This window comes from Novosphingobium sp. MBES04 (genome assembly GCF_000813185.1).
GTDB lineage: Bacteria > Pseudomonadota > Alphaproteobacteria > Sphingomonadales > Sphingomonadaceae > Novosphingobium > Novosphingobium decolorationis.
On record NZ_DF850488.1, the window covers coordinates 1 to 21320 of the forward strand.

Annotated in this window: 15 protein-coding genes and 2 pseudogenes; 5 read left to right on the forward strand and 12 right to left on the reverse strand. The window is 66.0% G+C overall.

The window, feature by feature from the left end; all coding sequences use genetic code 11:
* Positions 1–1200: MFS transporter (locus MBENS4_RS00005; protein ID WP_039387915.1), on the forward strand; the 1200-nt coding region annotated here is incomplete at its 5' end.
* Position 1201: 1 nt separating this feature from the next.
* Here MBENS4_RS00005 and MBENS4_RS24495 read toward each other — a convergent pair.
* From MBENS4_RS24495 to MBENS4_RS00040, 8 genes and pseudogenes are all read right to left on the reverse strand, one after another.
* A pseudogene (locus MBENS4_RS24495) lies at positions 1202–1470 on the reverse strand (IS3 family transposase); the annotation flags it as partial.
* Positions 1471–1816: 346 nt separating this feature from the next.
* Entirely contained in the window at positions 1817–2779 is a 963-nt protein-coding gene (locus MBENS4_RS00010; RefSeq protein WP_039387916.1) for a fumarylacetoacetate hydrolase family protein, read from the reverse strand.
* Positions 2780–2783: 4 nt separating this feature from the next.
* Entirely contained in the window at positions 2784–3581 is a 798-nt protein-coding gene (locus tag MBENS4_RS00015) for a cyclase family protein (protein ID WP_039387917.1), read from the reverse strand.
* 41 nt (positions 3582–3622) lie between these two features.
* A complete protein-coding gene (locus MBENS4_RS00020; RefSeq protein WP_039387918.1) occupies positions 3623–4108 on the reverse strand; it encodes a hypothetical protein in 486 nt (161 codons plus the stop codon).
* A 119-nt stretch (positions 4109–4227) separates the two neighbouring features.
* Positions 4228–5391 carry an alpha/beta hydrolase family protein gene (locus MBENS4_RS00025; protein ID WP_039387919.1) on the reverse strand — a complete coding sequence of 388 codons (1164 nt, stop codon included), beginning with the start codon at positions 5389–5391 and terminating at the stop codon, positions 4228–4230.
* 6 nt (positions 5392–5397) lie between these two features.
* Positions 5398–6300 carry a VOC family protein gene (locus MBENS4_RS00030; protein ID WP_039387920.1) on the reverse strand — a complete coding sequence of 301 codons (903 nt, stop codon included), beginning with the start codon at positions 6298–6300 and terminating at the stop codon, positions 5398–5400.
* A 32-nt stretch (positions 6301–6332) separates the two neighbouring features.
* Positions 6333–7448 carry an FAD-dependent oxidoreductase gene (locus MBENS4_RS00035; RefSeq protein ID WP_039387921.1) on the reverse strand — a complete coding sequence of 372 codons (1116 nt, stop codon included), beginning with the start codon at positions 7446–7448 and terminating at the stop codon, positions 6333–6335.
* 93 nt (positions 7449–7541) lie between these two features.
* Entirely contained in the window at positions 7542–9941 is a 2400-nt protein-coding gene (locus MBENS4_RS00040; protein ID WP_242404711.1) for a TonB-dependent receptor, read from the reverse strand.
* Between the two features lie 170 nt (positions 9942–10111).
* On the opposite strand from MBENS4_RS00040, the gene MBENS4_RS00045 reads away from it, so the two are divergent.
* Positions 10112–11035, forward strand: a complete 924-nt coding sequence (locus tag MBENS4_RS00045) for a LysR family transcriptional regulator (RefSeq protein WP_039387922.1) — start codon at positions 10112–10114, stop codon at positions 11033–11035.
* 165 nt (positions 11036–11200) lie between these two features.
* On the opposite strand, the gene MBENS4_RS00050 is transcribed toward MBENS4_RS00045, so the two are convergent.
* The 4 genes from MBENS4_RS00050 to manD all read right to left on the reverse strand — a co-directional run bounded on the left by MBENS4_RS00050 (position 11201) and on the right by manD (position 17541).
* The gene (locus MBENS4_RS00050; protein WP_052321887.1) at positions 11201–12490 is read right to left on the reverse strand and encodes an MFS transporter; all 1290 of its coding nucleotides are present in this window, start codon (positions 12488–12490) and stop codon (positions 11201–11203) included.
* Positions 12491–12514: 24 nt separating this feature from the next.
* The gene (locus MBENS4_RS00055) at positions 12515–15268 is read right to left on the reverse strand and encodes a glycoside hydrolase family 2 TIM barrel-domain containing protein (RefSeq protein WP_242404712.1); all 2754 of its coding nucleotides are present in this window, start codon (positions 15266–15268) and stop codon (positions 12515–12517) included.
* A gap of 81 nt (positions 15269–15349) precedes the next feature.
* On the reverse strand, positions 15350–16345 hold the full coding sequence (locus MBENS4_RS00060; RefSeq protein ID WP_084591890.1) for a sugar kinase: 996 nt from the start codon (positions 16343–16345) through the stop codon (positions 15350–15352).
* The gene (manD, locus tag MBENS4_RS00065; RefSeq protein ID WP_039387927.1) at positions 16333–17541 is read right to left on the reverse strand and encodes a D-mannonate dehydratase ManD; all 1209 of its coding nucleotides are present in this window, start codon (positions 17539–17541) and stop codon (positions 16333–16335) included. Before manD ends, MBENS4_RS00060 begins: the two co-directional genes overlap by 13 nt.
* Before the next feature lie 106 nt (positions 17542–17647).
* Between manD and MBENS4_RS00070 the strand changes: the two genes are divergently transcribed.
* The 3 genes and pseudogenes from MBENS4_RS00070 to MBENS4_RS00080 all read left to right on the forward strand — a co-directional run bounded on the left by MBENS4_RS00070 (position 17648) and on the right by MBENS4_RS00080 (position 21209).
* Positions 17648–18439, forward strand: a complete 792-nt coding sequence (locus MBENS4_RS00070; RefSeq protein WP_039387929.1) for a FadR/GntR family transcriptional regulator — start codon at positions 17648–17650, stop codon at positions 18437–18439.
* A gap of 7 nt (positions 18440–18446) precedes the next feature.
* Positions 18447–19845 (forward strand): annotated as a pseudogene (uxaC, locus tag MBENS4_RS00075) (glucuronate isomerase).
* Positions 19842–21209: a mannitol dehydrogenase family protein gene (locus MBENS4_RS00080; protein ID WP_242404713.1), complete on the forward strand. Its 1368-nt coding sequence runs from the start codon at positions 19842–19844 to the stop codon at positions 21207–21209. Before uxaC ends, MBENS4_RS00080 begins: the two are co-directional and overlap by 4 nt.
* Positions 21210–21320 lie beyond the last annotated feature (111 nt).

The window sequence follows — 21320 nt, forward strand, 5'->3', positions numbered from 1 at the left end:
TCCTTGCAGATGAATGCGGACATAGGACTTAGCAGTACGGTCTTCGGCTTCGGTGCAAGTCTGTTCTTCGTGGCCTACTTCCTAATGGAAGTGCCTAGCAACCTGATGTTGCAGAAGGTCGGGGCGCGGTTCTGGATCGCCCGGATCATGATTTCCTGGGGCCTGGTGTCCACCGCGATGTCGCTGGTCTGGAACGCGGAATCCTTCTACGTCATGCGCTTCGCGCTGGGGATCGCCGAAGCGGGCTTCTTCCCTGGCATCATCCTTTATCTGACATACTGGATGCCGCCGGGCTATCGCGGCCGTACGCTAGCCCTCTTCGCGTTCGCCATTCCGGTTTCCAGCTTCATCGGTTCACCACTCTCCGGCCTGCTTCTGGCGATGGATGGCATTGCAGGTCTGCGTGGCTGGCAATGGCTGTTCATTCTGGAAGGCTTGCCCACCGTCATGCTGGGCGTCGCCTGCCTCAAGATGCTGACCGACCGGCCGGACGACGCCGCCTGGCTGGACGACGAGGAGAAAGCCTGGCTCAATTCGGCTCTTGCAGCGACGGGTTCGAGCAAGCCGCTGGTCCATGGTTCGGCCTGGCGCCTGGCCGTGACGCCGGCATTCTGGGCCATGGTCATAGCCTGTTCGGGCGCCTCTGCAGCCGGCAGCATGCTGAGCGTTTGGCAGCCCCAGCTCCTGAAATCCTTCGGCCTGACGGATCTGCAGACGGGCCTTGTCAATTCGATTCCCTACGGCATCGCCTCGGTCGCGATGATCTTGTGGGGGCGCCATTCGGACCGCACCAACGAACGGCGCTGGCACACCGCCCTGCCGCTCATGCTTATTACACTCGGGGCGGTTGGCACGTTCGTCGTGACGGGACTCGTCCCGACAGTGATGCTGCTCACATTCGTGCTGGTTGGGGCCTACTGCTTCAAGGGACCGTTCTGGAGCATGGCATCGACATGGCTGTCGGGCAGCACCGCCGCCGCGGGCATTGCGGCCATCAACGCGACGTCCAACCTCATCGGCGGAGGCCTGATGGTCAATGCCTACGGCTTCATCCACGAGGCAACAGGAAGTTATGTGCTTGCCCTGATGCCTTTGGCAGGCCTGACCTTGATGAGCGCCGCCGCTGTCATCTATGTCGGCAGAACCGCCAAGAAACACGCAGTGGAGCGTCCCGGGCTTTCCGGAGGCCGTTTGGTTTGAGTCAGGCAACGATATCGAGGGTCTCGAGGGCCGCATAGTAGTTCGCTTCGGCCTCGCCGACGGGATGTCGCCGATGGGGCCGAAGAAGCGGTTGTTGGTGAACCATTCCACCCAGCGCAACGTCGCCATTTCCACCGCGGATACGCTTGGCCAGGAACGCTGGCGCCAGAGGACCTCGACCTTGCAGAGACCGTTGATCGTCTCTGCCAAGGCGTTGTCATGGGAGCCGCCCACGCTCCCGACCGAGTGGACGAGGTTGGCTTCGGCAAGGATGCAGCACCGTGTCGATCCCGCTCCAAAGATGCGTTGCCGCACTTTTGGAAGAAGGCTCAGAATATCCCACTGCAGCCCTCCAACCCTATCGCGAATGGGCTGGCAATCGACACCAAAGATCCAAAATTGTATGAACAATTCAATACAATAAGAATGCCGCCATCGCCCCCCCAGCCATCGTTCTTTCCCGAGAGCGCAGCTCCGACGAAGTCGGTGCATGTAACCGCGCGTGCGCACACGAACGGGCCGCGAGGAAGCGCCTCCCTGCGCGGCAACGCGAAGAGGGGCTGGACGCCTTCCGAGCGCCCACCCCTCCTCATACTCCTTCAATGGGCCCGTATACTCAGGCCGGCACGACTTTCTGGCGAATGGTGCCGAAGGGCGCCCAGCCGTCGTCCGTGCGCGCTTCCATGAAGACCTCTTCCCCGAACTGGAGGAACGGGCTTGAGGCCGCGCCACTTGCGATCATCTCGATCGCGCGGACCTCGGAGATGCAGCTCGATCCGACCTCTGCGTAGTCGGGGCTGGAGACCGTTCCCGAACCGATAATCGTGCCCGCAACCAGATCGCGCGTGCGCGCCGCATGCGCCACGAGCTCGGGAAAGCCCACGTCCATCGCCCCGCCATTGGCATGGCCGAACGGCTGCCCGCTGCGTTCGACGACGAGATCGAGCGCAACCCGGCCAGTGTCGGTCCATTGCGCCCCCAGCGCATCCGGGCTGACCGCGAAGGGCGCCATCGAGCAGGCGGGCTTGGCCTGAACCCAGCCGAAGCCGGTCTTCATCTCAGCCGGGGCAATCGCGCGCAGCGACCAGTCGTTGATCTGCACCACCAGCTTGATGTGCCCTGCGGCCTCTTCGGGCGTGACGCCCATCGGCACGGCATCGAGGATCACGCCGAACTCGCCTTCAAAATCGATGCCGTCCGCCTCATCGAGGAAGGGAATGTCGGCGCTGCCCGCGTAGAAACGGTCGGACATGCCTTGGTACATGAGCGGGCGATCGCTCTCGACCGGCGGCAGTCCGAACGCGATCTGCATGAGGTGGCCGTGGGTCCCGAAGGCCGAGCCGTCGAGCCACTGCCAGGTGCGCGGCAAGGGCGCGAGGAGCCGTGCGGGGTCGAGGGCCTCACCCTCCCCTGCCTCGACACGCTCGGCGAGCGCGGCAAGCTGCGGCTCCAGTACGTCCCAGTTCTCGATCGCGGTGAGGAGGTTGGGCACCGGCGCCGTGAGGCACCGCGTCCCATCGCGCGAGGCCAGGACCAGAGATCCGTCCGGCGTGCCGTCGGCAAGAGTGGCAAGTCGCATGGTGTCAGTCCTCGTCCTCGATGATGGCGACCGCACGAGTCCAGCCCGCCGATGCGCCCTTGATCTTGTGGGGGAAGCACGAGACGGTGAAGCCATGGGGCGGCAGCGCCTCGAGGTTGTGCATCTTTTCCAGGTGGCAGTAACCGATGTCACGCCCGGCCTTGTGGCCTTCCCAGATCAGCGAAGTGTCGCCCGTTTCCTTCACCTTCTCGGCGGTGTGGTTGAAGGGCGCGTCCCAGGACCAGGCGTCGGTGCCGGTGACGCGCACCCCGCGCTCGGTGAGGTACATGGTCGCCTCGTAACCCATGCCGCAGCCCTTGCTGAGGAAGTCGGGCTGCCCCAGCGCCGCGCCCGCAGCCGTGTTGACCAGAACGATGTCGAGCGGCTTCAGCTCGTGCCCGATCCGGGCCAGCTCGTCCTCGACGTCCCTTGCCGTGACCACGTAGCCGTCGGGAAAGTGGCGGAAATCGAGCTTTACCCCGGACTGGAAGCACCACTCGAGCGGCACTTCGTCAATCGTCATCGAGCGGCGCGGTTCGCCTTCGCGGGCATCCATCGTCGGGTGGAAATGATAGGGCGCATCGAGGTGCGTGCCGTTGTGGGTGGTAAGCTTGATCCACTCCGACGCAGCAAAACCGGCACCATCGGGCGTATCTTCGGCCGTGACGCCGGGGAAGAAGACATCCAGCTCCGACGCGGTGTCCATGTGGTCCTGGTAGGTGATCTCGGGGCGCATGAAGGGCGGATCGGAGACCACGTCGTTGCACAAGGTGATCGAGAGGTCGATGAAGCGTCGGGTCATGGCGGCAGTCCTGTTCGGAAAGGAATGAGAGGAATCGACGACTAGCGCAGCGGCGTGGCCAGGGCCGCGCGCAGCGCGAAAGGAGTTACGAGAACGGCCAGCAGCGCGCCAAGCAGGACTTTCCCGCACAGCGCCAGGCTCCAGTTCACAACGCCCGGCGCGCCCGCGAGAAAGCCGGCAAGCGCAAGGATCGCCATCGCGCCCAGCGCCGTCAGCAGCGCCAGCACCAGCGCGCGCAGGAGAAGGTTTGCAGGCAGCCGCGCAGCAAGGGCGCCATCGCGCAGGGCGTCGGGTGCCAACGCACCACGTCGCAGCCGCCGCACGGTCAGGACACCGGGTACGAGCGTGCTCATCAGCGCGATCATGAAGCCCTGGGGCAGCCCGTCAAGGACCAACCCGCCTGGCCCCCAGACCGGTACCGGCCCGCGCAGCCCGAACACCAGCACGAAGGCCAGAGCGGACAGGACCGCATTGATCGCGACGCTGATCGCGGTCTCGGTGCGGATATAGCGCGTGGCAGGCGACATGGCACAGGCTCCCGATAAAAATAGCTGGCGAGCACGCCCGGGCGGAGGAGAGAGCGGGCCCGGGCGCACCGCCGTCGCACCGGGCCGCTCTTGCCTGCGGCCTGGTGCGCGCGAACGGATCAGGCGGTGTGCCCGCCCAGCGTCTCGGCGAACCAGTCGGCGATGACATCGCGGCCATAGGCCATGTTGTCCGCGCCCACGTGCTCGACCCCGCCCTCGCGCGCGGTGAAGATCACCTTCTCGCGGCGCGGCGAATTGACGAGCTGGTCGTAAAGGTCATCGGCATACGCCGGGCTGATCTGGCGGTCGTTGGCGCCGTGGGTGACAAGAAAGGGCACCGCGATGCGGTCCATGTGGCCATTGAGGTTCATGTCCTTCGATTTCTCGAGGAAGTCCTCCTGGCCCTCGGCCCCGAAGGCCCAGTGCACATGCGCCCAGTAGTGCGGTACGGGGTTCTCGCCCTCGCGCGCCATGCGCTTGTCCTGCACTTCGCGCCAGTTGTGGTTCGCACCCCAGACCGCACCGCTGGCAAAGCGCGGCTCATAGGCCACCGCGCGCGGCGCAAAGTGGCCGCCCAGCGAAATGCCCGTCATGCCGATCGCCTTGGGATCAACTTCGCTTTGCTGTTCCAGCCAGTCGATCGCCTTGCTGGCCCAGCTTTCCGAGTGCGGATCGACCGGAAGACCCTGGAGGCGCAGCGCCTCGCCCGAACCGGGCTGGTCGACGCACAGGGTCGAGATTCCGCGGCGCGCCAGGGCTTCGGGCAGGCGGCTCCAGTAGAGCAGCTCCTTGTTGCTATCGAGACCGTTGCAATAGACCACGCACGGTGCCGGCGTCGTCTCGCTGCCGGGCGCGCGGGTGAACAGCGCGGGCATCGTGCCGGCTGCCAGCGGGATTTCCACTCGCTCGCGGTTGATCCGGCCCAGCTTGGCCGAACGTTCGAAGGCTTCGCGCGCCTTGGCGAAGGTTTCCTTACGACCGGGCGCACCATGGCCCTGCATGCGCTCGGCGATGAAGAGATAGAGCGAGGCGCGCTCCAGCTTGTCCGAGGCGGAAAAAGCCCGCCCCTTGGCCTCGTCCTCGGCGGCAAGGTCGAGGAGCTTGTCGCCCATCTCGGCCCACGCCTTCATGAACTGCGGGGTACCGGCATCCGCACCGCTGTTTGCCGCGTCGCGGATCGGCTTGCACATATCGATGATCTCACCGATCTGAGCGCCCGATTCCATCGCGATCGAGACCGAGAGGTTCCAGATATAATTGGGGAAATATTCAAAGAGAGCCACGGTAGATCACACCTCTGCTGGCTGGAAGAGTTTGGCGTCCGGCGCGGGGTGCGGCATGGTCTGCGGACCGCCGACACCCGTGCCCCACTGGTCCATGACGCCCGGTTCGGGCTTGTGGACCACGTATTCATGCGTCTCGAAATCCACCTCGTCGAGTTCGGAAGTGTATTCGGTGACAAAGCCGCCCGGGGTCACGAAGTAGCTGAACGTGTTGTTGCCTGCCGTGTGTCGGCCCGGCCCCCACTTGATGTCGGTGCCGCGCTTCTTGAGACGGCCGGCCCCACGGAACATGTCATCGATGGTCAGCATATCGTAGGCGACATGGTTGAGGCACGGCGGTCCGGGCAGGATCGCGACCCGGTGGTGCGCGTCGTTGCAGCGCAGGAAGCACATGAAGTCGCCCAGCCAGTCGCTGACCTTGAAGCCCAGGACATCGCAGAAGAACTTCACCATGGCCTGATGATCGGGCGAATGCATGACAATGTGGCTGATCTTGACCGGCATCCCATCCCAACGCTCCATCGCGCGCTTTTCGAGCCGCGCGACTTCGGCGGACACCTCGAAGGGCAGGCCGTCGGGCGAGAAGAAGCGGAAGCCATAGCCCCCGCCCGGTGCGTCGAGTTCACGCGGCGCGAAGATCACCTTGCACCCTGCCGCCTCGATCCGGGCAAAGAGTTCGTCGACATCGGCCCGCGTATCGGCGGCCAGGGCGATCACCTCGATGTGGTTCACCTCGGCCTTGTGGAGACGCACCACGTGGTGTTCGTCGTGGCCATGGGTCTTGAACCAGGCCATGTCAGCGGTCGCGTCCACTTCGACCAGGCCCCAGTCGTCCTTGTAGAAGGCACGCTCGGCATCAAAGTTCTCGACGCCATAGCCGACATAGCGGATTTCGGTCACTCGGCTCATTGAAGGGTCCTCATTCGAAAGGGAAAAGTGGCTCAGATCGGTTCGGCGACGACGGCAAACATCTCGGCTGTCGCCTGCTGGTTATCGACCGGTGGGCCCTTGCCGATCTGCCCGTTGCAGATCGCAAGCGAACTCTCGACGATGTAGCGGCAGCGTTCGAAACGTCGGGTACGGTACGCCTCGAACGCCTCCTCGGGCGTGTCCGCGCGGCCCACTTCCTCGGCCAGCACGAGCGCATCCTCGATGGCCATCCCTGCGCCCTGCCCCAGATGCGGCGTGGTCGCGTGAACGGCATCGCCCAGCAGCACCACCTTGCCCTTCGACCAGGGGCCGTAGAGGAAATGGCCCTCGAGCGGGCGGTAGACGACGCCCTCGTCCTCGGTGATCTGCTCGGCGAGCGCGCGGATCTGGGGCGCGGTACCTTCCAGCTTGGCGCGCATCGCGGCGGCCAGCCCCTCGCGGGGGTAGCGGGGATTATCCGGCTCATGCGTAGTCACGAACATGTACATGAGATCCGCGCTCATCGGCACGAGACCGATCCCGGTGCGCCCGTTGTAGACCTGAAGAGCGTCCATGTCCGCCGGGCGCGGCAGGTTGTAGCGCCAGACCGACTGCCCGGTGAAGACCGGCTTCTCAGCCTCGGGCAGGATCATCTCGCGGGTCTGCGAATAGACCCCGTCACAGCCCACGATAAAGTCGTAGCGGGCCTCGCTGCCGTCCGCGAACGTGACGGCCACGCCCTCGGGCGTCTCGGCGATGGCCTGCGCCGTCACCCCCAGGCGGATCGTCGCGCCCAGCTCCTGCGCGGTGTCGCCCAGCACCTTCTGCAGCGCCTGGCGGCCGATGCCGACATTGGCGGGCTTGCCCTCGACCAGGGCAGGCGTCGGCACGCGGGCAACCTTGGTGCCATCGGGAATGAAGATCTCGACCGCATCGAACCCGCTGGCCGCGTCAAGGAAGGCGTCGAGCACGCCCAGCTGGTCCATCGCGCGCACCACGTTCGACTGCTGGATGATCCCCACGCCATAGACCGACCAGCTCGGGTCCTTCTCGATCACGGTAACGCTATGGCCCGCGCGGGTCAGCGAAATCGCGGCAGACAAGCCGCCGATCCCGCCGCCAACGACCAGGATATCGCACTGTTTCATGGTTTCACTCTCCGCTTGGCGCCTGGTCCGCTCCTTGCCAAGAGCGGACCAGGCGCCGATTTTCGTATGGCGTTCTTTGCGTTGGTCCCTCGATCAATAGTCGAACTGGAGCTGGAACCCGATCTGGCGCACCGCATTCAGGCCATAGCGCTGAGTGAAGGCGAGGCGTCCCGCGTTGGCCTCCCCGGCATCGGTGATGATGCTGGAGGGGATGTGTTCGTTGGTGCAGTTGTTGCAGAACAGGCTGGCGCGCAGCCGGTCGTTGAAGTTGACACCCGCGCTGAACCCGAAGGTGTCCGCCGCGCCATAGTCCGCGCCCGGAGCCCCGTTGATGAGGTAGTTCACGCTTGAGCGATGGTACCAGTTGCCCTGAATGAAGGGTACGACCGGACCCGAAACCGGAAGCTCATACATGGCCTGGACGGTGCTGGTGAATTTGGGCGAGAGCGGCAGGGTCTGGCCGCCCGCGTTGAACGTCCCGTCGGGACCGCAATCGCTCTGCCCGATGTAGCATTCCGCGCCCGGGAAATCGTCGTAGGTCGCATCGAGGAAGGTCGCGCTCGCATCGATCGAGAGACCCGGCACCGGACGGGCCCCCAGCGTCACTTCCACGCCGCGCGACTTCACCTTGGCCGCGTTCTGGACAACGAAGGTACGCAGGGCCGTGTCGAAGGACTGGACCTGGAAGTTGTCGAACTTGGTCTGGAAGGCCGAGACGTTGAGCGTCAGGCGGTGATCGAACCAGCTCGTCTTGATGCCGATCTCGAAGGCATCCGAGGTCTCCGGATCAATCGGCACGACGCGGGCAATGCCATCATCACCGGTGATCGCGGTCGTGTTGAAGCCCGGCCCCTTGTAGCCACGGCCGTAGAAGCCATAGAACATGATGTCCTCGGTCGGCTCGTACTGGCCGCCCAGCTTCCAGCTGAAGTTGGTGTTCTTGTAGCTGTCCTCGAACGTGCCGGGATCGACGCCCAGGTTGACGAAGGTGCGCACCTGGCCCTGCTCGACATCGAGGTCGACCTGGTCACGCGTGACGCGGCCACCGCCAAAGACGGTGAGGCCGTCGGCCAGTTCATAAGTCAGCTGGCCGAACGCGGCATAGCTCGTGGTGTCGAGCGTCGCATCGTAGGAACGGCCCAGGAAGAAGTCGTTGGACACGCTGCAGTTGGGCGGACCGCCCGGCGTCACCGTCGCCCCCACGCAGAACGGGAAGCCCGAGAGCACGAAGTCGGGCATCGACTGGTTGCCCGCCAGGAGGTTGGTCGCATTGAGCCTGGAGGACAGGAAGAACAGGCCCGCCTGCCCGGTGAGCCGGCTCGTGTCCGGCAGGATCAGGCGCAGTTCGTTGGTGAACTGGTCGTAGTTGGTGGTGCTGTAGTTGGTATCGACGTCCGAGACCGGCAGCGCGTCCACGTCCAGGTTCTGATCCGTGTTGGAATAGCGCCAGGCAAAGATGTTCGAGATCTGGAAGCCGGAATCGAACTCGTAGCTGACCGCCGCCTGCGCGCCGCCCGTCTTCAGGTCCTGGTAGAAGCCACCATTGGTGAGCTCCAGGAACATGTCCGGACCGATCTCGCTGCCGGCATCGGCCACGATGTCGTTGACGGGACTGTCGGCTTCGACCTGGCGGTAGGTCTGGTTGAAGCGGCTGAGACCCGACTTGATCCGGTTGTAGTCGCCGATAAGGTAGACACTCAGTCCCGACATGCCCTCATAGAGGTACTTGGCCTTGAACTGCATGTTGCGGTCCGCATCATGGTTGCGGCGCGGCACATTGATGTAGGGGATATCGCCCGTGTCGACACCCACGATGCGGGTCAACGGCGATTCCTGATAACCATAGAGCGCGTTGAGACGCAGCGCCGAGTTTTCGGACACCGGAATGTTCAGCACCTGCTTGGCGATGATCGCGGGCGCGTTGCGATCGGCCTGCGGGGTCGCGCGGTTGCTCGCCTGGATCTCGGTGCTGCCGCTGAATTCGCCGATGACGGGGCGTGCGGTCACGATGTTGATGAGACCGGCCGACGCGTTCTTGCCGAAGAGCAGCCCCTGCGGGCCGTTGAGCACTTCGACGCGCTCCACATCCATGAGCATCGGCGCGCCCAGATCCGGGCGGCCCAGGTTCACCTCGTCCATCGCCAACGCCACGCTGGTGTCGATCGTGTTCGAGAACGAGAGCGTCCCCACGCCGCGCACCGAGAAGTTGTTGTCGGCATCAACCTGGAGGCTGGGAGCCGCGGCCGAGAGACTGGCGAGGTTGTTGATCTGGCGCGTTTCCAGCGCATCGCTCGTCACGGCCGAAAGGCTGAGCGGAACGTCCTGCAGGCTTTCGCTGCGACGCTGGGCCGAGACGATGATCTCGTTGAAGGCCGGCTCGGCAGCCGGCGCGGCATTGTCCTGCCCGCCGGTCTGGGCGTGCGCCTGTCCGGCAAGACCGCCGAGAATCGTCGCGGAAAGCAGGACGGCAGAAAGGTTCCTTCGCATCATCATCTCCCTGTGTGCCCTTCATGCGGGGCCCGTGAGGGATTGGTACGGCGATCGCATTCAAAAGAAAAACTGATTGTTTGAGTTGATTTCAATTTGGAAACCAAATTGGTATGAACAATTTCAACGGCGCCGCCCTTGGGCATCCCAGGCGCTGTGGAGAGGAGATACTTTACATGCGTTTCAAAGGGATGGACCTCAATCTCTTCGTCGCGTTCGAGGCCCTGATGGAAACGCGCAGCACCGCGCGCGCCGGCGAGAAGATCGGTCTCAGCCAGCCGGCGACCAGCGCGGCGCTTGCCCGGCTGCGCGATTTCTTCGGAGATGAGCTGCTGGTGGTGCGGGGGCGCCGGATGTACCCGACTCCGCTGGCCGAAACCCTCCTGCCTCGCGTGCGCGAATGCCTGCGCAGCGCCGAGGGCGCGCTCGCGACCTCGAGCAGCTTCGACCCGGCCCGCGCGCGGCGCACCTTTCGCGTGGTGACGTCCGACTACGTGATGGCCGCCGTGCTCGCCCCCCTGCTGCGCGACCTGGCGCACGAGGCTCCGGGGATTGCCCTCCAGCTGCTCCTGCCAAGCCAGGCGGCAGCCGAAAGCCTGCGCCGGGGCGAGGCCGACATCGTCATCGCCCCCAGCGAATACGCCATCCCCGGCGTCCCCTCGCAACTGCTCTACGAGGAGCATTACGTTCTCGTCGGCGCGCCCGACCACCCCATCTTTGCAGGCGCCTTCACGCTCGAGGAAATGCTCCACTACGGCTTTGTCGCGGTCTCGGTCGGCAATGAGCGCAGCGCGACCGTCGGAGACCACCAGCTCGACACGATCGGACATACCCGCCGCATCGAAGTCACCGCGCCGTCCTTCACCGCCGTTCCCTGGCTGCTTGCGGGCACGCGCCGACTGACCCTGATGCACAGCCGCTTCGCGCGCATCGTGCGCGCGCAGTTCGGCCTTGCCTGCGCCCCTCTCCCCGTAGACCTGCCGCCGCTGCGCCAGATCGTCCATTTCCACGAGACCCGCGCCCACGACGATGGCGTCGCTTGGCTGATCGCGCGGATCCGGGAACAGGCGGGCCCGAACGTCATCGATGCGGCGAGCTAGCAGGAGGCGGAACGCCCCGGTGCCCTGAAGGTCTGGAAGAGGAGAAAAGGACGGTCCGAGGGCCATCGCCCTCGGGCTCCCAAAACTGGCCGCCTCACCTTTTGCCTGCCGGCTCAGCCAGGGCTGGTGAAGGGGCCAAGCGGCAATGATTGCTTCGGCTTGGGCTCAGCCCCCGGTCGCCGCAACGCGGGGCGCCTTGCCTCTCGGCGTACGCAGGAGGCTCCACAGGACGATTGCGGCCAGCACGTCGAGCGCGCCGAGCATCACGAAAAGCGGGTTGTAGCCGAATTCATCCGCGCTCTGGCCGATGATGAAGGTGAAGACCATACCCCCGATCCAGGCGATCGAACCGGCCATGCCGCTCGCAGTGCCAACCGCACGGGTGTCGAAGACATCGGCGCACAGCGTGATGAGCGCCCCGTTCAGCATCTGGTGGGCAAAGCCGCCCACGCAGAACAGCGCGATGGCAAGGCCAGGCGAGGTGGCAAGGCCGATGCACGCCGGGCCCAGCATGCACAGCGCGCCCACCGTCATCGTCACCTTGCGCGAGGTGACCATGGCCGCGCCCCGGCGCATGAGGACATTGGGCAGGATGCCAGCGGCAAGCGAGCCGAAATCGGCCGCCAGGAACGGCATCCAAGCCCACAGCGCAACATCGCGCAGGTCCAGCTTCCACACCGTCACGAGGTAAAGCGGGATGAAGAAGCTGAAAGTCTGCCAGGCCGGTTCGGCCAGGAAACGGGGAATGGCAATGCCCCAGAAGCCCCGGCTGCGCAGCACTTCCCTACGCCGGGCCGGGCGCACTTCGCTGGCGTTGGCCCTGCGGTCCTCCTCCAGCGCGGCAAGATCCTCGGCCGGCAGGCGGGGGTGCTGTTCGGGCGCGCGGTAGCCGAACCACCAGATCAGGGCCCACAGCACGCTCATGCCGCCCGTCACCAGGAAGGCCGACTGCCAGCCCCACCACAGGATGCAGAAGGCCACCAGCGGCGGCGCCAGCATCGAGCCCACACTGGTGCCCATCTGGAAGCAGCTTGTCGCCAGCGAGCGCTCGCGCGCCGGAAACCACTCGGACGTCACCTTGGCCCCGGCAGGAATGGCCGCGGCCTCGGTCGCACCAAGCGCGGCGCGAAAGGCCGCGAGGCTCGGCCAGCCGCTGGCAAAAGCGTGGCCCATGTTGGAGAGCGCCCAGCCCATCGCGAAGATGAAGAAGCCAAGGCGCGTACCCAGGATATCGAGCAGCGTTCCCGCAACCGTCTGCATCACCGTGTAGCTGGCCTGGAACGCCAGGATGACCCAACTGTAATCCTCGGTCGACATCCCGAACTCGGCCTTGAGCGTGGGCGCGGCGACCGAGAGCGTTGAGCGCGCGAGGTAATTCATGATCGTGCCCAGCGTCACGAGGCTGATCATCCACCAGCGCAGCTTGATCCTGGAAAGGCCCATTCGCGTATTCATCCTCTTCCCTGTGCGGTGGCGGGCTTATCGTGCCCGTTCGACCTCGATGGTGGAGACCAGTGCCTCGGGTTTCGTGGCGCCCGCAGAGGGCGTGAAGGCAAGGTCGAGCCCTTCCCCCGCCACATCGACCTCGAAGCTGCGGGCCAGAAGCCGGTTGGTGGCCCCCGCCTCAGCGGCAATATCAAGGCTACTCAGGACCCTGGCCGCATTGGCCGACACGTCGAACCGGCGCTCACCCGGGGCGGCCTCAGGCTCGATGAAGCGCAACGTCACGCGGTAGTGCCCCCGTGTGAGCGGCAGGTGATAGGTGAAATCACCCTTGCGGAAGCGCGCCAGCGCGTCGCGCTGCTCAGCAGGCGCGATCTCGGCGCGCAGCGGGGGGCGCCCGCGTCGCGGCGTATCGGCCGTGCCCGCTTCGCCGCCTTTGAAGAAGGCATCCGAGCCATACCCGGAGGAGGCTACGAGCGCGCCAGCGTCGATGAAGAAGGCGTGCGCGCGCGACGTATCCAACTGCCAGTCGATCGCGTCCGTGACGTCCTGGGTTCCGCCTGCGGCGTCCGCGAAGTGGCCCGTGGCCTCGATCCGATTCGCGCCCGAGGCGAGGCGCACGCCCGGCCAGACACAGACGCGGTTCGGACAATCGCCCTTCGCTCCCAGGTCTTCTCCGTTAACGCGCAGCGTGACGGACGGGGCGTTGGAATAGACCCGAACGTCGGTCACCGGATAGGCACGCTGGCGATAGCGGCGACCCGTCACATGGACCGTGGGCGCATCCGACCACTGCGCGCGGTAGTAGTAGAAGGCGTCCTTGCGGATCGCCCCGTCGTAGCTGACCAGACCCTTGGTGTTGATGTCGGTGGAATCGCCTTCCTTGCGCGTCACGGTCGCAAAATCGAACGAATTCCAGAGCCAGCGGCCCCACAGATAGGGCCGTTTGGCTAGCTCCGGCCAGGTCTGTTCATGCACCCAGCTGGCGTATTCCTCGGGCTGGTCGCGCCCACCCATGTCGTGGGGGCCGCCCTGCGGATTATCGGTATGGATCGAGAAAGCCGCGCCTGCGCCGTACTCGGAAATGGCCTGGGGCTGGTCGGGACGCGCAGCGTGCAAGGCATCGAAGTGCCCCCCCACGAAGGCGGGCTTGCCATAGTACCACCCGAAGTAGCGATTGCCCGCCGATACCGGCACGGCGTCCGCGACCTCGGGCACCTTGGGCATACCCGTCCCTTCGCAGCAGGTCGCGAGCGTCGGAGCGCGCAAGGGGTCTTCCGCCTGCGCCAGGCTGACAAGTTCCTCCACCAGCGGAGTGGGATCGGCAGGATCGGCGCTGTTCCCCCGGCCCAGGAACTCGGGCCGGTTGGGGCCGAAATCGACCTCGTTCGCCACGCCCCAGACCGCGACCGAGGCATGGTTGTAGTTCTGGCGGATCAACTCGGTAAGCTGCTGGCGCGCGTTGGCGACGATGCCGGCCGGGGCCGGCCCGGCCTCCGGATCGAGGCTCCAGGCGGTCACCAGCGCGATCTCGTCCCAGACCACAAGGCCATACTTGTCCGCCAGTTCATGGACCGGCTGGCCGTGCTGGTAATGGGTGAGGCGCACCGTGTTTGCGCCCATGTCGCGGATCGTGTCGATCTGGCGCGCGACGTCCGCACGCGTGAGCGCCCAGCCGTGCGCCATCGTGTCCTGATGCAGACCTACACCCTGGAGGCGCACCGGCCTGCCGTTGATGAGGAAGCCCTTGTCCGGATCGATAGCGAACTGGCGGATGCCAAAGTCCTGTTCGACGGTATCAAGGACATTGCCCGCGCCATCCCGCAACCGCGCGACGAGAGTGTAGAGATAGGGATCCTCAACGCCCTGCCACAGGTGCGGATCCGCAACATCCAGCGCCGCGCGCACCTCCTGCCCTTCACCCACAGCCAGTTCCAGGGGACGGCGCACGCGGGCGTCGAGCTTGCCAGCACGGTCGCGCAGTTCCAGCTCCAGAGCAGCCTTCGCGCGATCCGCGCGTGCGTTGGAAAGGCGGGCCAGCACCTCGATCCGGGCCCGGTCATCGGCGATCGCGGTGGTCTGCGCATAGACGCCCGGCCCGCCAAAATCGCGCATCGCAAAGTGCGCATCGGCGGTCTCGATCAGGCGCACGGGACGATAGAGCCCGCCCTGCACGAAGAAGTCCCCCGCGAGCGGCAAGGTGTTGGCCGTGGCGTTGCCCGGCGCGGGATCGGTGTTGTCGACCTTGACGGTCAGCACGTTGGGCCCCTCGGCGCGCAGTGCGGCCGTGGCCTCGAACCGGAAGCGGCTGAAACCACCCTCGTGGCGCCCGAGATGGACGCCGTTGAGCCAGACATCGGCGGTCCGGCTTGCCGCATCGAATTCCAGCCAGGCTCTGCGCCCGGGTGCCAAAGCTCGCGCAGGCAGTTCCAGCCGGTACCAGCCCACGCCGCGGTAGTCGTCAAGCTCCCGGTTCACGGCTCCGGGGACACCCGCCGCAGCCTCGTAGGTGCCGATGCGGTTCCAGGTATGTGGCACCGCCACGGCTGCCCAGCCCGATGCATCGAAATCGGGAGAGGAGGGATCGGCGGAGGTGTCCAGTTCGCTGGCCTTGCGAAAGCGCCAGCCCGTGGCGAGCTGCGTCACCGCGCGCCCGCTCGCGTGAAGCCCGGCATCGGCACCAAGCTGCATGCCCGGCCCCGGCGCACGGGCCTGAACGGGGCCCACACCCAGCACGAGCGGCACTCCCAGAACGATCGGCGCCAGGCCGGCCAGGGTGTTGGTCTTCACGTCAAGCATCTCCCTTGTATCCCGTGTGCTGCCGCGCGCTCCCTTGTTCCGGGTGCGTTGTTGCGCGCGGACCGGCTGGCGCTATCCGCTGGGCGCCGCCGCTGCCGGAGCCCCGTAGGGAGCTCCGTGATCCCTGTCGGGGATGGCCCCCCGACGCATGATGACCCACCCCGCGATGGCGTGACCGGCCGCCGCGGAACTGGCCGGACCAATCCCGCGCAGACGCCCGGCCAGATAACCCGCATTGAAGGCATCCCCGGCCCCGCTCGTATCGACGGGATCGAGGCGCTGTGGCGGCGCAAGGAGGGTTCCATCAGGAAGGCGACAGCCCTGCGCCCCCAGCTTCACCACCGTCTCGCCGCAGCCCAATTCCTGCCAGTGCACGGCCACGGCCTCGGCTGTGTCCTCACCGGAAATCTGGGTCTCGTCCTCCAGTGTAGGCAGGCCGAAATCGGCAACCGCAATCGCCGCATCGCGCCAGTGCCGGGCCGTTGCAGCATCGTCCCAGAGGCGCGTCCGGTAATTGCCATCGAGCGCGACCTTCCCGCCTTTGGCGCGCACATCGCGGGCCAGGTCCAGCAGGGCTTCGCGCCCCGTATCGGGAAGGATTGCCAGCGAAATCAGCGAGAAGGACAAGAGATCTGCCCCACCCACTTCGGCGCAGGACCGGGCCAGAGCCTCGCCCATGACCGGGCCACCTTCGAACAGGGCGCGGGCTGCGCTCGTGTCGCGCCAGTAGGAAAAGGTACGCTCGCCCGCATCATCAGTCGCGATCGCGTAAAGTCCGGGCTGGCGCGTGGGATGGCGCAGCACAAGGCTGCAATCGAGCCCCTGCGCCTGCCACTTCTCCACCAGATCGCCGCTCAGGCCATCTGTGCCCAGCGCGGTCATGTAGGCGACGTCATGGCCGAAGCGCGCAAGGTGGATGGCGGTATTGAGCGTGTCCCCGCCATAGCCCATGCGCCAGGCCGTATCCGCAGGTACGCCGCCCGGTTCCCCCATTTGCGAGAGTTCGAGCATGGCTTCACCAAGGCACACGATCCGCGTCACGTCGCCGGTTCCTCCTACCAGTTCCACATCGTCCCGTCCTCGAGCCGGGCGACCGGCAAGTAGGCGGGCTTGTAGGGGTACTTCGCGGCCAGTTCCTCGTCGATGTCCACCCCGTGACCGGGTGTGTCCCCCACCGTCAGATGGCCGTCGGCGAAGCTGTAGTCGTGCGGGAAGACCGCGTCGGTCTCCTCGGTGTGGCGCATATATTCCTGGATCCCGAAGTTGGGCACCCAGGTATCGAAATGGAGTGCGCAGCCCATCGTGACAGGCGACAGGTCGGTCGCGCCGTGGCAACCGGTGCGCACCTGGTAGAGCGATGCCAGATCCGCAATGCGGCGCAAGTGCGTCAGGCCACCTGCCCCCACCACGGTCGCGCGGATATAGTCGATGAGCTGGTTCTGGATCAGGTCCTTGGCGTCCCAGATCGTATTGAAGATCTCACCCACGGCCAGCGGCGTTACCGTGTGCTCACGCACGAGGCGGAAGGCCTCCTGGTTCTCGGCCGGGGTGCAGTCCTCCAGCCAGAACAGCTGATAGGGCTCGAGCATCTTGCCCAGGTTCGCGGCTTCCTGCGGCGTATAACGATGGTGCCCATCGTGCAGCAGGTGGTGATCAAAGCCGTAGGTCGCGCGCAGCTTCTCGAACATCTTGGGCACGTAATTCAGGGCCTTGCGCGTGTCCCACCCGGTCAGAGAGGGCAGCTGGGCATCGGCCGGCTCGTAGTAGAGCTTGCCGCGGCCCACCCCATAGGCGTCCTTGATGCCGGGCACGCCGGTCTGCGCGCGAATCGCCTTGTAGCCCATGTCGATGTACTGGCCGACCGCCTCGACGGTCTCGTCGATATCGCTGCCGTTGGCATGGCCATAGACCATGACCCGCTCGCGGCTCTTGCCACCCAGCAGGTCATAGACCGGCATGCCCGCCATCTTGCCCTTGATATCCCACAGCGCCATGTCGACCGCCGCGATGGCGCGCATGGTCACCGGACCGCGCCGCCAATAGGCCCCGCGGTAGAGATACTGCCAGATATCCTCGATCCGGCGCGGGTCCATGCCGATAAGGCACGGCACGACATGGTCCTCCAGATAGGAAACCACTGCCTTTTCCCGGCCGTTGAGCGTGGCATCGCCGATGCCGTAGACACCTTGATCGGTCACGATCTTCAAGGTCACGAAATTGCGCCCGGGGCACGTGACGATCACGCGGGCCGCTTCAATCTTCATCTTGGCTATTCCCCCCAGAGTTCTGACTGGTACGTTAGGTCCCGTCTTGACGACCTTAAATTGGTCTGTCAATCCTTCAATAATTGGTCAGACCAACGAGATCTCGATGTCCAGACAGACACATGCACCAGCCTCTACCTCGGAAAGCGCCCCCGCCAAGCCGCAGGACCGCCTCTACCAGGAACTTTCCCAGACACTGCTGCGCGAGATCTCCGAGGGCGTGTTCCCGGTGGGCTCGCGCCTGCCCGCCGAGCGCGAACTGGCCACACGCTATGACGTGAGCCGCACCACCGTGCGCGAGACCATGATCGCGCTCGAGGTGCAGGGCGTGGTCGAAGTGCGCGTGGGCTCGGGCGCCTACGTGCTGCAGATGCCCGGCGCGGCCGCCCAGCCCGGGATCAACGTCACCGCCTTCGAGTTGACCGAGGCCCGCCTCCTGATCGAGGGCGAGAGCGCGGCTCTTGCCGCCACGCAGGCGAGCGAAAAGGATATCGCCGCCATCGCCGCCTCGCTCGAGGCCATCGCGCGCGAAACCAACGACGTCACCGAAAGCGAGCTGGCTGACCGCGACTTTCACCTCGGCATCGCCCGCGCAACGCGCAACCGCGCCATCTACGAGGCGGTGGAGCACCTGTGGAACCAGCGCGAGAGCTCACCGGAATGCGCGCTTGTCCATGCCAAGGCGCGCACCGCCAATATCAAACCCGTGGTCGAGGAGCACTCGGCCATTCTCGACGCGCTGCGGGCTGGCGATCCCGCCGCCGCACGCAACGCCATGCGCGCCCACCTGAGCGCGGTTCTTGAAAGCCTGCTCTTTGCAACGGAGGAAATGGCGGTTGAAAAGGCGCGTGAGGCCTCGCGCTCGAAGCGCGCGATCTACGCCCGGCTGACCGCCTGACACACCAATGACCCGACCGCTACGCCTGCATCCCGACCGGCTGCTGCCGGCCGATCCCGCCACGCGCGCTCTCGCCCGCGACCTTTATGAGAGCGTGGCCGGCCTGCCGATCATCAGCCCCCACGGGCACACCGATCCGCGCTGGTTTGCGACCAACGCGCCCTTCGGCAACGCCACCGAGCTGCTGCTCGCGCCCGATCACTACATCTTCCGCATGCTCTATTCGCAAGGCGTGCGTCTCGAGGACCTCGGCCTTGGCGGCTCGGGCGCGGATCCGCGCGCAGCCTGGCGCCTCTTTGCCGAACGCTACCACCTGTTCCAGGGCACGCCTTCGCGCATCTGGCTCGACTGGGTCTTTGCCGAAGCCTTCGGGATCGACGTCGCGCTGGAAGCGCAGACAAGCGATCTCTACTTCGACACCATCACCGAAAAGCTAGCGAGCCCGGACTATGCGCCGCGCGCGCTGTTCGAGCGCTTCAACATCGAGGTCATCGCGACCACAGAGAGCCCGCTCGACACGCTGGAGCACCATGATGCCATCCGCGCCTCGGGTTGGCAGGGGCGGGTCATCACCGCCTACCGCCCCGATCCGGTGATCGACCCCGAGTTCGAAGGCTTCCAGGCCAATATTGACCATTTCAGCGCGATCACCGGCGAGGATTGCCGCACATGGCAGGGCTACCTTGCCGCGCACCGCCAGCACCGCGCCTTCTTCGCCCGGATGGCGCGACGAGCACCGACCACGGCCACCCCACCGCACGCACGGCCGACCTCCCCCACGCCGAGGCCGAAGCGCTCTTCGACAGGGTCGTCACGGGCAAGGGCACCTCGGGAGATGCCGAACTCTTCCGCGCCCAGATGCTGACCGAAATGGCGGCGATGAGCCTGGAGGACGGGCTCGTCATGCAGCTCCACCCCGGCTCCTTCCGCAACCACACGCCCGCGTGTTCGAGCGTTTCGGGCGCGACAAGGGCGCCGACATTCCGGTTTCAACCGAGTACGTCCGGGCCCTCAAGCCCCTGCTCGACCGGTTCGGCAACGAGGCGGACTTCACGCTCATCCTCTTCACGCTGGACGAGAGCGTCTACGCGCGCGAACTGGCGCCGCTGGCCGGGCACTATCCCTGCCTGCGCCTGGGCCCGGCCTGGTGGTTCCACGACAGTCCCGAAGGCATGCGCCGCTTCCGCCGCTCGGTCACCGAGACCGCCGGTTTCTATAACACCGTGGGCTTCAACGACGACACCCGCGCTTTCCTGTCGATCCCCGCGCGCCACGACCTGGCGCGCCGGATCGACTGCGGCTTCCTGGCCGAACTGGTCATGGAGCACCGCCTGGAAGACTGGGAAGCGGCCGAACTCGCCCGCGATCTCGCCTACGATCTTGCCAAGAAGGCCTACAAGCTGTGACCGATACCCTGCCCCGCCTGTCGCCTGAGACCCTGGCCTGCGTCCCTGCGGACACACGCTTCGCGCATGACCGCGCGCAGACGAGCATGGGCATTGTCCACTTCGGCATCGGCGCCTTCCACCGCGCGCACCAGGCCTGGTACACCGACCGCGCGATGGACGCGGGCGATACGCGCTGGGGCATCTGCGGGGTCTCGCTGCGCTCGGCCAGCGTGGCCGAGCAGCTCATGCCGCAAGGAGGGCTCTACACCGTCGCAGAGCGCGGTGCGGGCACGCCGCGCCTGCGCGTGGTCGGCTCCGTCCACGAAGTCCTCGTCGGCCCGGACGACCGTGCCGCGATCCTGGAGCGCCTCGCGGCCCCGGACACGCACATCGCCAGCTTCACCGTCACCGAGAAGGGCTATTGCCGCAAGGGCGATGGGAGCCTCGACCTCGCACGCGCCGATGAAGGTTCGATCTACGGCTTCCTTGGCGAGGGGCTCGCGCGCCGCCGCGCGCTGGGGCTGCCGGGCCTCACGCTCCTGTCGTGCGACAACCTCGCGGACAATGGGCGCACGCTGGAGCGGCTCCTGGGCCAATGGTGTGCGCATCACGATCCCGAACTGGGGGCCTGGATCGCGCAGACCTGCACCTTCCCCGGCACGATGGTCGACCGCATCGTGCCCGCGACGACCGACGCCGACCGCGCGGCTGTCGCCCGCCAGCTTGGCCTGGCCGACGAAGCCTGCGTCGTCACCGAGGCCTTCAGCCAGTGGGTGATCGAGGATCGCTTCGCGGGCCCCCGCCCCGCCTGGGAGGATGTCGGCGTGCAGATCGTAGCCGAGGTCACGCCGTACGAGGCCGCCAAGCTGCGCATGCTGAACGGCGCGCACTCCGCGCTCGCCTATATCGGCCTCGCCGCCGGGCACACTTTCGTGCACGAGGCCGTGGCCGATCCGGCCATCCGCCCGGTGATCGAGGACCTCATGCGCGAGGAGGCCGCCCCCACGCTGACACCCGCGCCCGGCCAGGACCTGGATGCCTACGCCCAGGCCCTGCTTGCGCGCTTCGAGAACCCCGCACTAGAGCATCGCCTCGCCCAGATCGCGATGGACGGCAGCCAGAAGATCCCGCAGCGCTGGCTCGAAACGCTCGAAGCCAACCGTGAGGCCGGGCGCTCCTGCCCGGCCATCCTCGCCGCGCTCAAGGCCTGGTTCCGCCATCTGCGCGGCGCGAACGGCCCACTCGAAGACCCCATGGCTGATGAGTTGGCGACGCTGGCCCGGACCCACGAGGACACCGAATTGGCCCGCCAGCTGTTTGCACCAGAGGGCCTTCTTGGCGGCACTTGGAATGCCGATACAGCGGAGGTTTTTGCCGGATGATCTCCTGACTTCAAGTTCAGGGAAAAGGGTTCCGAGGGCCATCGCCCTCGCCCTCCCCTAATTGTCGAGATCATCGTTCACCGGCCAGTTTGGTCGGGTACGGGCGAACGC